The organism is Acetivibrio cellulolyticus CD2 (assembly GCF_000179595.2).
Taxonomy (GTDB): domain Bacteria; phylum Bacillota; class Clostridia; order Acetivibrionales; family Acetivibrionaceae; genus Acetivibrio; species Acetivibrio cellulolyticus.
Map to the genome: position 1 here is coordinate 749,147 of NZ_JH556657.1, position 14,490 is coordinate 763,636.

The 14,490-nt window shown below is 36.5% G+C and carries 9 protein-coding genes; 4 read left to right on the forward strand and 5 right to left on the reverse strand.

From position 1 onward, the window contains the following. Positions 1 to 92: 92 nt before the first annotated feature. Positions 93 to 311 carry a zinc-ribbon domain-containing protein gene (locus ACECE_RS0215065; protein WP_010248683.1) on the forward strand — a complete coding sequence of 73 codons (219 nt, stop codon included), beginning with the start codon at positions 93 to 95 and terminating at the stop codon, positions 309 to 311. Between the two features lie 119 nt (positions 312 to 430). On the opposite strand, the gene ACECE_RS0215070 is transcribed toward ACECE_RS0215065, so the two are convergent. Continuing rightward, entirely contained in the window at positions 431 to 3,016 is a 2,586-nt protein-coding gene (locus tag ACECE_RS0215070) for an S-layer homology domain-containing protein (protein WP_010248686.1), read from the reverse strand. Between the two features lie 261 nt (positions 3,017 to 3,277). Between ACECE_RS0215070 and ACECE_RS0215080 the strand changes: the two genes are divergently transcribed. Genes ACECE_RS0215080 through ACECE_RS0215090 form a run of 3 tightly spaced genes read left to right on the forward strand, consistent with a single transcriptional unit; the run spans position 3,278 to position 6,582 of the window. After that, on the forward strand, positions 3,278 to 3,727 hold the full coding sequence (locus tag ACECE_RS0215080; protein WP_010248690.1) for a GtrA family protein: 450 nt from the start codon (positions 3,278 to 3,280) through the stop codon (positions 3,725 to 3,727). A 40-nt stretch (positions 3,728 to 3,767) separates the two neighbouring features. Continuing rightward, positions 3,768 to 5,333 carry an NAD(P)/FAD-dependent oxidoreductase gene (locus ACECE_RS0215085; protein WP_010248692.1) on the forward strand — a complete coding sequence of 522 codons (1,566 nt, stop codon included), beginning with the start codon at positions 3,768 to 3,770 and terminating at the stop codon, positions 5,331 to 5,333. Then, entirely contained in the window at positions 5,320 to 6,582 is a 1,263-nt protein-coding gene (locus tag ACECE_RS0215090) for an ArnT family glycosyltransferase (protein WP_010248694.1), read from the forward strand. Before ACECE_RS0215085 ends, ACECE_RS0215090 begins: the two co-directional genes overlap by 14 nt. 418 nt (positions 6,583 to 7,000) lie before the next feature. Here ACECE_RS0215090 and ACECE_RS0215095 read toward each other — a convergent pair whose 3' ends face one another. The 4 genes from ACECE_RS0215095 to ACECE_RS0215110 all read right to left on the reverse strand — a co-directional run bounded on the left by ACECE_RS0215095 (position 7,001) and on the right by ACECE_RS0215110 (position 14,135). Then, positions 7,001 to 8,026: a nucleoid-associated protein gene (locus ACECE_RS0215095; protein ID WP_010248697.1), complete on the reverse strand. Its 1,026-nt coding sequence runs from the start codon at positions 8,024 to 8,026 to the stop codon at positions 7,001 to 7,003. 139 nt (positions 8,027 to 8,165) lie between these two features. Beyond that, the gene (locus ACECE_RS0215100; protein WP_010248699.1) at positions 8,166 to 10,502 is read right to left on the reverse strand and encodes an ATP-dependent Clp protease ATP-binding subunit; all 2,337 of its coding nucleotides are present in this window, start codon (positions 10,500 to 10,502) and stop codon (positions 8,166 to 8,168) included. A 346-nt stretch (positions 10,503 to 10,848) separates the two neighbouring features. Then, positions 10,849 to 13,677, reverse strand: coding sequence for an excinuclease ABC subunit UvrA (gene uvrA, locus ACECE_RS0215105; protein ID WP_010248701.1), 2,829 nt, complete (start codon positions 13,675 to 13,677; stop codon positions 10,849 to 10,851). Positions 13,678 to 13,859: 182 nt separating this feature from the next. Further along, on the reverse strand, positions 13,860 to 14,135 hold the full coding sequence (locus tag ACECE_RS0215110; RefSeq protein ID WP_010248703.1) for a hypothetical protein: 276 nt from the start codon (positions 14,133 to 14,135) through the stop codon (positions 13,860 to 13,862). Between the last annotated feature and the right edge of the window lie 355 nt (positions 14,136 to 14,490).

The window sequence follows — 14,490 nt, forward strand, 5'->3', positions numbered from 1 at the left end:
GATTAATTTATTTTTGAGTACATTCCTCCTTTCTAACCTACGGAGTCACGTCAAAAATCGGTTAAATCCTAATTACTAAGGAGGTATGTCAAATGGCCGATAAAACATTGGTATGCAAAAGTTGCAGTGCTGAATTCTTATTCACGGAAGGTGAACAAAACTTCTTCAAGGAGAAAGGCTTTCAGAACGAACCGCAGAGATGTTTAAGCTGTAGAACAAAAATCAAGAGTCAAAGACGAGGTCCAAGTAGTTTTCCTAAAAGCAAAGGCTTTGGGAACAGGTTTGGCGGCGTTGGACTAAACAGATGGTAAAAATGAGGAACCCCTAGGCTTCCCCATCTTTGATTACGCCCCTTTCGAATAATCTGAAAGTGGCAAAAGCTCTGGAGCTCTATGCCCCAGAGCTTTTATTTGAGAAATTTCGAAACAAATTATTTCGTAGGTTTACCAGATTCCTTTATATTCAGGCACCTGTTTATAATTACAATTGCTTCTGCCCTTTTAGTAAACGACTTTGGTTTGAATGTTTTATCCGTATATCCAGTTATAACTCCCAGAGAACTCGCTGTTCCTACATAATCCAAATACCATTCCCCAATATCCTTTACATCTGCGAAGTCAGCTTTATTGTCTCCACTTACCTTAAACTCGAAAGCTTTGATAGAAATTGCTGCTATCTGCTCCCTTGTACATTTTTCTAAAGGCTTAAACCTGCCATCATCAAATCCCTTTATTATATTCATGTCCTTTGCAGCGGTTATATAGCCCTTCGCCCATTCAGGTATATTCTTGTCATCCCTGAATCCAGATTGTACTTTGTCAGCAGGTTTAATACCCAGTGCCTTTAAAATCATTACAACAACTTCTGCCCTGTTAATCTCACAGTCCGGTCTTATGCTATTATCCTCGTATCCCGCAAGTATACCTTTCCAGTAAAGATTGATTATATCCTCCTTGGCCCAATGTCCATCTATATCCTTAAACGGGTGTCTTCCGTGATGTGTAGGTTTAATAGTATTTGTGGGCACAGGTGTTACTGTAGGCGTACTAGTTGGCGATGCTGATGAAGATGGTGTAGGTGACGGTGATAAGGTATGATATGGTGTATTAGTTCGTCCATGTAATCTTATCTTGTACTTCTCATTATAAATAATCGATTTATTTCCAAAGTAATCTATCCCCATAAACCTTAGCTCTGTATCTTTATTTAATACAATAGGCCCAACGTATTTTGTGCTGTTTTCGTTTGGCACACTATTATCTGTTGTGTAGTATATATCTGCAATCTCAGAGGAGTTTATTGTTATGCTTATAACAGAGTTATAACTTCCGCCTCCTGGGCGAGCATAAAGGATAGGAGGAGTAGAATCCTTGACATACCCGATTATTGGGTTCGTCCTTGTTTCTTCATTGGCATATGGGAAGTATACTGTTGCAAAGTTCAATATTTCAGTTCCTTCTTTCGCACCGGAATTTACCTTTATTGAGTACTCTGCATAACCTCCCTCTTTTGACTTGACATCTCCTGCAAACCACGTTATTGTCCTTGTTGCAGGGTCATAAATTCCTTTCGGAGCAATCTGCGTATTGTCTTTTGTACTGTACACAGGGCCAATAACAAGAGTTGTATCATCTAAATCCTTATCAAGCGTATCAGTGAAAAATACTCCAAAAGCTTCCCCTTGGCCTTCATTTTCAAATTCAACCTTATAATTAAGCTTTTCTCCCGGAGTATATGGTCCTGATGGTCCATATTTTGCATTAGGATCATGAGGGTACAGCACCTGACTTACCGTCCATTCTGCCTTACAACAAAACTGCGTATCATTATAAAGAAGTGCAGTAAACTTTGCAGTAGATAAAAACCTCACATTTATATACAAGTAATTAAAAGTATTCTTATCCACTTTACCTATTTCCCATGTTACTGTTCTTGCAGATGAACTAAATGAACCACCCGGAGACGCTGCCAAGAACTCCACCCCAGCAGGCACATTCAGCAATATTTTAACATTTTCCGCATAGTAGTCACCTGTATTTGAGTACTGAATACCTATATATCCGGTTTGCCCGGCACTTACGGTAGACGGTCCCCACATGCTCATTTTTAGTATCGGCTTTTGAATATTTTGAAGTTGGCCTTCATTGATAGAAAGCTTCATTTTCCACACAACATTGCTGAAATTTATCTTTCCTGAAATAGTACCCGATACAGCTCCTCTGATTATTCCATCCACAGAAATCAGGCCATCATCTGAAATACTGCTATATGCCCATGCAGTGCCTGAACCTTTAGAAGAACTATAAGAAATGTTTGAAAACCCCTCATTATTATAAGGACTGTTTTCATCAGCAATAAGAATATTTGTTACAACGGGATAAATGTTCAGACCTTCCTTGGTTTTTCCGCTGAAAGCACTTTGGTTGACTGATATACTTGTATCCCTAAGCTGGTCTATTTTCTCAATGTCAAATTTTCCAGTTACATTTAGTGACACTTGCGTGTTTTTTTTATTGAGTTTAGTTATAAGACAGTTACCTGAAAAGGTTCCATTTTGGAGACTAAATATTGCTTCCCTGCTTAAAGAACACTCCATCAACCCCTCTGCTTCTTCTCCTAAAAGTATGCACTTAACGTTTACATTTTTTCTTTCTGAATCAGAATAAAAAGTGTCCTTAACAATTCCGGAATAATGGGTACCGTTTAAAACAGCATTCCATTTTCCTTTGGCAATTCCGTTATACCTCAACTCACCACTCATTATAGTGATAAATTCGAGTTCGGAAAAGTTATATGTGCCAGTCATGTCACCGCTTACCTGACCATCATATGTGGTACATTTACAAGAAGTAACCTTCTCGATTTTAGTTTCCTGCTTGTTGTACACCCCTTGCATCCAATTTCCGGCTGCGTTCTGATCTTCAGCAGCTCCAAAGCATACTAGCATAGTATTGCACAGAAACACAACGGCAACCAGCATACAAGTCACTAGGGCAAAGTACCTCTTTTTTAACACAATTTGTTCCTCCACTTAATAATAATAAATTACCATTTACAGTATATTAGCTGATTGTGTTAAAGTTGACTTCTTTTACCACAAAAGTCATATCCTAAAGATTACATAAAATGGACAACCGAAAAACTCCACGAATTTTGTCCAAGCATTTTGCAGCAATTTATAATATTTTGCAACATCTGACAAAAAAGTATTTAGCGGACAATGCATTTTATGTTATAATATCTATGGATATTATAATAATTAAGGAATATGACTATTATGGAAGTTTTCAGAAATTTAAAAAAAACAAATCTTGAAAGCATAGATTTCATTTTCGAATTTGTAAGGTACTTATTTGTTGGTGGTTCTGCCTTTCTTGTCGATACAGGCGTCTTATTTTTAACAAAAAAACTTTTATTTTTCGACTTAGGAAAACCCGGTATATTAATAGCAACCGCTTTAGGTTTTATTGCCGGACTCATCTACAACTACATTTTATCTATTCTCTTTGTATTTAAAGGCGCTGAAGATAAAGTCAAAAGCAAACAGCTAAAGTCTTTTATTATTTTTGCACTTATAGGTGTTATTGGCCTTGGGCTTACTGAAGGTGGAATGTGTTTTGGCATTACACTTTTTGGAGACAAATACTACCTTATTGTAAAAATCTTCGTAGCATCCGTAGTGCTCTTTTGGAATTATATCGCTCGAAAAATATTTATATTCAAATAAATATATAATTTTTAAAGTTTTCAATAGTTGGAGGTCTGAAATGACAGAAATCAAATCGCAAAAACTAGCAATAATTATAGGTGCAGGTCCTGCAGGGTTAACTGCTGCGTATCAATTACTAAAAGATACAGACATAAAACCAATCATACTGGAGGAATCCGAATTTATTGGAGGAATATCCAGAACTGCACAATACAAAGGGAACAGAATGGATATCGGAGGACATAGATTTTTCTCAAAAAACAGCCAGGTTAATGATATATGGCAAGAGTTAATGCCCACTCAAGGCTCTCCTTCCAAAGACGACAAATTACTTGGAATAGAAAAACCATTATCCGCTGATGGCCCTGATCCTGAAAAGACTGATAAGGTTATGCTTGTTAGAAACCGTGTTTCCAGAATATTTTATTTAAGAAGCTTTTTTGACTATCCTATTTCAATAAAACCTGCAACCTTCATAAATATGGGCTTTATTCGTACTATGAAAGCAGGCTTTGGATTAATAGGGTCTTCCATCAAAAAACGTGAAGAAAAATCTCTGGAGGATTTCTACGTAAACCGTTTTGGCAGGTCTCTCTATGAGATGTTTTTCGAAGATTATACGGAGAAACTTTGGGGAGTTCACCCTTCTAACATATCTCCCGAGTGGGGTGCACAAAGGGTTAAGGAATTATCTTTAAGCAAAGCCATAATAGAAATGCTTGCGAAATTATTCAATAAAAATCACAAGAGCAATCAAACCTCTCTTATAGAACAATTTGTGTATCCTAAAAAAGGACCGGGCCAACTTTGGGAGATAATGGCTTCCGAAATAGAAAAAAAAGGCGGAGAAATCAGACTTAACAGTAGGGTTACTGGAATAAACACTGACAACAATACGGTAAAAGAGGTTGTCGTTACAGACCAAAACGGTAATAGCGAAGTACTTTGCGGAGATTTATTTTTCTCAACCATGCCTGTAAAGGATCTTATTCAATCTATGGGAGATACTGTCCCGGCAAAAGTTAACGAGATTGCTGCAAATCTGCCATATCGCGACTTTATTACAGTTGGCTTGTTACTCAAGAAACTAAAAATCAAAAATCAAACTAAGATAAAAACGGTTGGAAACATAGTACCCGATTGCTGGATTTACATTCAGGAAAGAGATGTAAAAATCGGAAGGCTGCAGATATTTAATAATTGGTCGCCTTATATGGTCAACGATAATGAAAACACCGTTTGGGTAGGCCTCGAGTATTTTTGTACCGAGGGTGATAAGATGTGGAATATGGCAAGTGAAGACTTTATTAAGTTTGCAATTGATGAGCTTGCTAAGATCGATGTAATAGAAAAAGATGATGTTATCGATTCTACTCACATCAGGGTCAAGAAAGCATACCCTGCATATTTTGGAACATACAGTGATTTCGATAAAGTCAGAGAATATCTGGACGGTTTTGAAAACCTCTACTGTTTGGGCCGAAATGGTCAGCACCGTTATAATAATATGGATCATTCCATGCTTACAGCTATCGAAGCTGTCAACCTGATTAAAAATAATAATCCTGATAAATCCGCTGTTTGGAATGTAAACACTGAGGAGGAATATCATGAGTCAAAATAGTAAATGGTATTCGTCTGTGCAGCTGTCTAAACATCCATTTATAGCACTTGGACTATTGTGTCTTTTACTCAACTTTTTGTTTACATTGAATGCGGAGAAATTCATTCAAGGCTTGAACTTAGGTTTAAAACCCATACCTGCAATGTTTTTAGTCGGACTTTTTATTATTTTAAGTACAGCAATATTTTTAAAAGTGAAAGGTAAGCTAACTACAAGAAACATTATAATTTTATTAGGCATCACATCTTTGTTGCTGCGTGTTATGTACATAATGTATACTCCTTACTATACAAGACAGCATGATTCTGACGGAATAGATAGTTCTGTGGGGCATATAGCGTATATACAGCATTTTTTTAATAACAACTTTATGCTGCCGGATTTTGATCCTAGAACTAAAACGCAATTTTATCATCCACCGCTTCATCATTTTATTTCTGCCCTTTGGTTAAAGTTTAATAGCGTTTTGGGAATGGAGTATGTCCAGGCAGTAGAAAACATTCAAGTTTTAACTTTATTTTACACAGGGTGTATAAACATACTATGCTATAAAATTTTCAAAGAGTTTTCATTAGAGAAATTGGGGTTGATTATACCTTTTTCTATAGTTTGCTTTCACCCTACATTGATTATTTTATCAGGCAGTATAAATAACGACGTATTATGCCTTACATTAATGGTGGCTGCAATACTTTTTACTATCAGATGGTATAAAAATCCTACAACCCTAACAATAATAAAAATAGCGGTTTCCCTAGGGCTATCAATGATGGCAAAATCCTCCGGATTTTTAATAGCTCCTGCTATTGCTGTTGTGTTCTTTTTTAAATTGTGGCAAAAAAGAGATATGTTTTTTAAGTTGATTGGTCAATTCGCAACTTTTGGTGTTATATGTATTCCTCTTGGTTTGTGGTGGTCGGTTTACAATTTTGTAAAATATAAAATGCCTTTTAATGCAATTCTACGTTTAGACATCTCACCTCAATATTTAGGTGACTGTTCGGTTATAACCAGGTTATTTGAGTTCAATCCTATTAAATTTGAAAATATTTATACTGGTTTTGGAAATCCATATAGAGATTCTAATATATTTATTGCTTTATTAAAGACCTCTGTGTTTGGGGAATTCAATTTGGGTAAAAAATTATATCAGTCTGTTATTTTCAAATATGCTATTCTACGTCAATATATTATTAGTATTAATTTCACTTATTTGCATTGTAATTACCATATTAAAAAAGTCAAATAAGCTTGATGCTCCATTAAAAGCATTTTTGAGTTTACTTTATGTTGTAACCATGGGATTATATATTAAGTTTTGCTTTGATTTTCCTCATGTATGTACACAAGATTACAGGTATATAGCTGCTACTTTTATTATTGGAGCACTTTCAATAGGTTTCTTTCTAAGCACTTTTCAAGATTCCAAGGCAAGATTTTCGAAGGTACTTGCAGCCTTTACTGTGTCCATTACATTTTGCTTTTGTGTACTTAGCATTTTGGTCTATACAATATTGGGATTACAAGTTTAAGCACAGAATGGAATTTCCTAAATTCCTTATATAAGTGCCAACTCTTAAAATTAAAAAACTGCGATGAGGTCCTGCAAGTGCAAACCTTATCGCAGTTTCTTTATTTTAGACACTGGTGCAATATACTGAATTATCTCAATTTTGATTAAGGCTCGTTACATTCTTGATTACTATAGTCTTTGTTCCGTCAGCATTACTGATTATCTCAAATTTATCTCTATCACCATAAAGGTCATAATCTATTAATACCTCAATATTATCATTAGTCTTAAGCCTTATCTTGCTTAGTTTTTTATCAACCCATTCCCGGTCTACTTCAAATTTCTCGTGAGTTAACCCCTTTTCCTTTAAATTATTAATGTACTCGTCCCGAAGTTCTTCTTTGCTTCCAAATACCTTGTTTGAAAAGGACTCTATGTCTATTTCATCTTCCTGATGGATTGCATCATTTACAAAGTTCCTTACTTCCTCCGCAAAGGGTTCTCCTTCCTTTGCCTTACTGCGAACCCAATTTTCAGTTTCTGTCTTCAAAATTTTTGTACATGTTTTGCTATCTAAAATTAATTCAGCGCCAAGAAAGGTCTGAAGAAAAAACTGTGCAACAGGCTCATCTGCATCTTTACCTATTTGATTATCGAGAATAACAAGTTCATGTTCACTGTAAACCGCAGGTGACAAAACAAACGCACATTTCTGTATTCTTTGATTCACGCCTGGCAAGCTTATATCCTGTTTTTTGATACTTATCTTAAACTTGCTTTCCACCATTTCAATGTCATGTATAAACGACACTGTGTAATCCATCTTCAAAATAGCAACTGCCGGAACATTATCATTTTCGTAAAGACATACTACTAAATCAGTTGAGGAAATACTGCTGTTCGTTTTCATTGCTCTGAAAAGCTGCCTTGCAATATCCTTTGAGCCTTCAAGGAAATACTCGTTGTCTGATGAAATCCTAAAACATACTTCCTTTACTACATTAAGCCCATCCTTAAAATTACCTTTTCTTGCATTGTCATCACTAATAGATTTTGAAATATGCTTCTCGAAAAATAGCTGAAGGTCTTCGTTTACATCCAATTCAAACTCATTTAGTATAGGTTCATTTGAATCCTTATCAAGCACATGAATAATCGCCTTTTTTATCTCAATAGCCAAGTGTTGACCCTCCTAAAACTCACAAAAACGGGGAAATATCTTCCCCGTTTCTAATTTCTTTTTATTTAATTATTATACTACACTATAACAATTGCGTGGTCAATTATAGTTTCATAAAAGTATTTTTATCTTTGACTCACTACTTAAATATCAGCCCTTCACTGCCTGCATCAATGAAGATATTGCTTCCTTCCTTATATTCACCTCTGAGGTAACGATCTGTCAGCTCATCTTCAATATATTTCTGTATTGTTCTTCTGAGAGGTCTTGCCCCGTATTTTTGGTCATAACCGATTTTTAAGATATATTCTGTAACAGCATCGCTTATCTCTATCTTTATGCCCTTTGGCTCAACTTCTTGAATTACTTCCTTAAGCATAAGGTCTACAATCTGTTTTAATTCATCCCTGCTCAGTTCATTAAACACGATTATTTCATCCAAGCGGTTTAAAAACTCAGGTCTGAATATTTCCTTCAATACTTCTTTAACCTTATTCTCAAGCGCGATATAATTATCATTTGCAAACCCTATACCATGTGCCTTAAGACTGGTACCGGCATTTGAAGTCATTATTATTACCGTGTTTTCAAAACTTACGGTCCTTCCATGACTGTCAGTTACCCTTCCATCCTCAAGTATCTGCAATAGCATGTTAAACACATCAGGATGGGCCTTTTCAATCTCATCCAGAAGAATAACAGAATAAGGTTTTCGCCTTACTTTCTCAGTTAACTGTCCGCCATCGTCATAGCCTATATATCCCGGAGGTGATCCAATCATCTTGGACACAGTATGCTTCTCCATATATTCAGACATATCAAGCCTTATAAGTGCATCTTCACTTTCGAACAGTTCAACGGCAAGGGCTCTGACCAATTCGGTTTTCCCAACTCCTGTCGGCCCAACAAAGATAAAGGAAGTCGGCCTCTTTTTCTTTTTAAAGTCTGCCCTATTACGTCTTATAGCCTTGGAAACACTTATAACCGCCTGTTTCTGTCCAACAACTCTCTTATGAAGCCTTTCTTCAAGGTTTAGTAATTTTTTTGCCTCAAGCTCGGTAAGCTTTTGAACAGGAATCTTAGTCCACGCTTCAATTACCTGCGCTACATCATCAACGGTTATTTCCATGGACTTATTCCTGGCCTCTATTTCACTTATCTGCTCACTAAGCTTACACTCTCTAACCTTAAGATCTGCAGCCTTCTGATATTCTTCAATAGAGTCTGCAGAAATTGCACTTTCCTTTTCTTCCTGCACCTTCTTAAGCTCTTCCTTAAGGGCATCAAACTCTACAAGATCCACGTTATTGATATTGGCCCTGGAACCTGCTTCATCAAGCACATCTATTGCCTTATCAGGCAAAAACCTGTCTGTTATATACCTTTCAGCCATTATTACAGATGTTCTGATTACCTCATCGGATATTTTAACCCTGTGATAGCTTTCATAATAGTCTTTAATACCTTTTAGTATTTCAATAGACTCTTCAATTGAAGGCTCATCAACCATAACCGGCTGGAATCTTCTCTCAAGCGCCGAATCCTTTTCAATGTGCTTGCGATATTCGTTTAGTGTAGTTGCACCAATAACCTGTATTTCACCTTTTGCAAGTGCAGGCTTTAAAATATTACCAGCATTCATGGCACCTTCTGCTTCGCCGGCACCCATTATATTATGCAGTTCATCTATTACCAGAATTATATTGCCAAGAGTTTTAGTCTCTTCAATTATGCCTTTCATACGGCTTTCAAACTGTCCTCTAAACTGTGTTCCAGCCACTATACTGGTTAAATCCAGGAGGTATACTTCAGTATTAAAAAGCTTTGCCGGAACCTGTTTTTCGGAAATCCTCACTGCCAGCCCTTCAGCTATCGCCGTCTTACCTACGCCAGGCTCACCTATCAGAACAGGATTGTTCTTATTTCTTCGGTTTAAAACCTGAATTACCCTGTCTATTTCCTTCTGTCTGCCAATAACCCTGTCAATTTTACCATCTTTAGCCTTTTCGGTAAGGTTTGAGCCATAAGAATCCAGGTACTTTTTCTTCTTTAACTGTTTTTTCTCCTGAGTCTTGGTTCTTGTATTATTTTTGCTGTCCTTATCTTCCTTTGTACCACCATCTTCCTGCGATTCTTTTGTTTCATCGACTTTATTGGAATTTGGCTCATTGCTCTTAAACAATGTTTTATTAAAAAGATTCAGGAAAGGGTTCTGATTATTAGCTGGCCCTGGTTCTGAAACTGCACCGTTCAAATTATTGATATCTATATCCTCAAAAAGACTTCCCATTTGCTTGTTCAGATCTTCCATTTCCTCATCAGATATACCTGTCTGCTCAATAATCTGGTTTATTGGCTGTATACCTTGTTTTCTGGCACAAGAGAAACACAAACCTTCCTGGGTTTGCTTGCCATCTGTAATTTTTGTTATAAATACCACTGCTATATTCTCTTTACACATAGAACACATCATCATTTTCGTCATCTCCAATCACAAGAGCGCCAGTAGATCCAAATACATTCATTATTAACGTATGCTGATAACCTTTGTATTATTTCAGCATAAAATAATCTATGACAAACTCAAATCTCTAAATATATTTATATAAAGTATACCACACTAATTTTTTACGGTCTAACCACAAAACCTTATCTCACCATTATTGATTGGATAACTAACTTAATTTAGCTCTAAGTTAAGATAAATACCTGTGCCTTAATCCAAATCGCTTAACTTTACTTAGAAGTAAAATATAAAGTATTTTTTAGGTATTGTACAATATATACCTCAAAATATAAATAATGTCAATATCAGGCTTTTATTAATTCTTCAGAATTTTTTCGAGGAACTGTCCGGTATAGGATTCTTTAACCTTTATAACCTCTTCCGGAGTTCCCTGAGCAACTATATTTCCACCCATATTTCCCCCATCAGGACCCAAGTCAATAATATAGTCCGAAACTTTTATAACATCCAGGTTATGCTCAATAACCAAAACGGTATTTCCAGCATCAACAAGTCTTTGAAGGATATCAATAAGTCTGTGCACATCGGCAACATGGAGCCCTGTAGTTGGTTCATCCAAAATATACATAGTCTTGCCCGTACTCCTCTTTGAAAGCTCGGTAGCAAGTTTGACCCTTTGTGCTTCGCCTCCCGATAAGGTTGTTGAAGGTTGTCCGACTTTGATATAGCCAAGTCCAACATCATTTAAAGTTTCAATCTTTTTGTGTATTTTCGGTATATTCTTAAAAAACTCCACAGCATCTTCAACTGTCATATCAAGGACTTCTGAAATATTCTTGCCTTTATACCGAACTTCTAACGTTTCCCTATTGTACCTCTTGCCCTTACATACTTCACAGGGAACATAAACATCAGGTAAAAAGTGCATTTCGATCTTATTAATTCCATCGCCGTTGCAGGCCTCACATCGTCCGCCTTTTACATTAAAACTAAACCTGGAAGACTTATAGCCTCTCGTTTTAGCTTCCGTCGTTCCTGCAAAAACTTCTCTTATCAAATCAAATACTCCTGTATAGGTTGCCGGGTTTGACCTTGGTGTACGTCCTATAGGTGACTGGTCAATATCAATTACCTTGTCCAGGTGCTCCAAACCATTTATACATTTATGTTCACCCGGATGTTGTTTTGCACCGTTCAATTCATTTGCAAGCTTTTTATACAGTATTTCATTTACCAAACTACTTTTCCCTGACCCGGAAACGCCTGTAACAGATGTAAAAACTCCAAGAGGTATTTTTACGTCTATGTTTTTCAAATTATTCTCCCTGGCACCAACTACTTCCAGCCATTTTCCGTTCGGTTTGCGGCGCTGCTTCGGTATTTCTACCTTCTTTGTTCCACTTAAGTATTGCCCTGTTATAGAATTGGGATTGCTTTTAATCTCTTCTACAGTTCCCTTTGCAATAATCTCGCCGCCATGCACTCCTGCACCCGGACCTAAATCTATAATATAGTCTGAAGCATACATTGTATCTTCATCATGTTCAACCACTATAAGTGTATTCCCTAGGTCCCTCAATCTTCTTAAGGTTTTAAGAAGCCTTTCGTTGTCTTTCTGATGAAGCCCGATACTCGGTTCATCAAGAATATATAAAACCCCCATAAGCCCTGAGCCTATTTGTGTAGCAAGTCTAATTCTTTGAGCTTCGCCACCCGAAAGTGTCCCTGCTGCCCTTGATAATGTCAGATACCCAAGACCCACATCAACCAAAAATCCCAGTCTTTCTTTAATTTCTTTGAGTATCTGGTGAGCTATAAGCCTCTCACGTTCAGAAAGTTTCAGGTTGTCAAAGAAGCTCTTTGTTTCCCCAATTGAAACGGAGCATATCTCGTGGATATTCCGGTTGCCTACCGTAACAGCCATAGATTCTTTTTTCAGCCTTGCCCCCTTGCACTCAGGGCAAATATCATTACTCATATACTCTTCATAATATTGCTTCATGCTTTCCGACTGAGTTTCTTTATATCGCCTCTCCATACTGTTTATAACACCTTCAAAAGCTGCCATAAAAGAACCTTTTCCGTACTCTCTCTCATAGTCTACCTTGATTTTTTCACCTTTGTTACCGTAAAGAATGATGTCCACAATATTCGGTGGAAGTTCCTCCACTGGTGTATCTACACTAAATTTATAGTGGCGGGCAAGAGCGTTTATATACATTCTGGCATAACCATCGCCACTTGCTATATTCCATCCATTAGTATTTATAGCTCCTTCAGCCAATGATTTGCTTTTGTTTGGAAGCACAAGATCAGGATCAATTTTGAGCAAAGCTCCAAGCCCACTACAAGTAGGACATGCACCAAATGGATTGTTGAACGAGAACATCCTTGGTGTAAGGTCCTCCATACTTATACCACAATCACTGCAAGCAAAATTCTGACTGAATAAAAACTCTTCCTTGCCTACTACATCTACAACAAGCAATCCATTGCTTAGCTTAAGAACTGTTTCCAAAGAGTCTGTGAGCCTCTTTCTCATATCAGGTCTTACTACAAGCCTGTCAACGACAATTTCGATACTATGTTTTTTGTTCTTGTCCAGATTTATCTCATCGCTAACCTCATAAATTTCTCCATCGACTCTAATTCTAACATATCCACCTTTTTTTATATCCTCAATCAGCTTGTGATATTCGCCCTTTCTTCCTCTTACAACAGGGGCTAGAAGCTGTATCTTTGTACCTTCCTCCATGTCCATTATGTTGTCTGCCATCTGATCTACCGTCTGTTGGGATATCTCTTTCCCGCAGATATGACAGTGAGGCACACCTATTCTTGCGTACAAAAGTCTGAGATAGTCATATATTTCAGTAACAGTTCCAACAGTGGAACGCGGGTTTCTACTGGTTGTCTTCTGGTCAATGGATATTGAAGGAGACAAACCATCTATATAATCAACATCAGGCTTTTCCATCTGCCCTAGAAACATCCTGGCATATGAAGACAGTGACTCCATATAACGTCTTTGACCTTCAGCATAAATAGTATCAAACGCAAGAGAAGACTTACCAGAACCACTAAGTCCTGTAATAACTACAAATTGATCTCTTGGTATCTCAATATCAATATTTTTTAAATTGTGCTCCCTGGCACCTTTTATAAAAATTTTATCTCTCATCATAAAAAACACACTCATTTCCAGTTAACATTAAAATCGATATATATTATATCAAATATAAAGAAAAAAGCAAACATCAGTTCGCCAGTATTTTGTCTTTATAAGTTCGAAAACAAATAAACCAGTGCTCGCACAAGGCTCACACCGGTTCATTTATCTTAATATTTATTTATATTATATACCAATTAATTATTTTCAAACTGGAGCTTCACTCCTAAAGTATCTACCAGGCTCTTTACTGAATCAAAATGAATTTCTTCTCCATTATTATTGGTTGCATAAAATTTAAGGGCACGCTGACTCCTGCCAAAGTCTATGTATTCAAGTGTAACAGTGTATGGCGAAATACTTACAACTGTCTTTCTCAAAACACCTTTGTCATGTTCCATCATTTCCTTTACCACAGACCCATCAACCCTTTTCAATGCACTAACAAGGTCCTTAAAATTAATATCTTTCATAACTTGCCCCTCCTTTAATTTTTTACAAAATGACATAGGTAAACAAACATACATACATGGAATAATAGGGGATTTAAGAATTATTGTCTTGAGTAAAAAAGATTTAAATGAATTTGGTAATTAACTGCAAACACTAAGAAGGGAATTTTTAGCTTGTAGTAATATTTTATCATAAAATCTTAATAAAATAAAGATATTTTTTCAGAATTTTTTCCATTTTTATTATTATGCTGTGAATCTGCCTCTACCAAGGCACCTTCAATTTCTCCTTTAATAACAGCAAAAGGGCGCAGCTCCTACTTTATAGTAGTTAAAACTGCTCCCTTAAAACATCACTTCATGCCACAATACACTT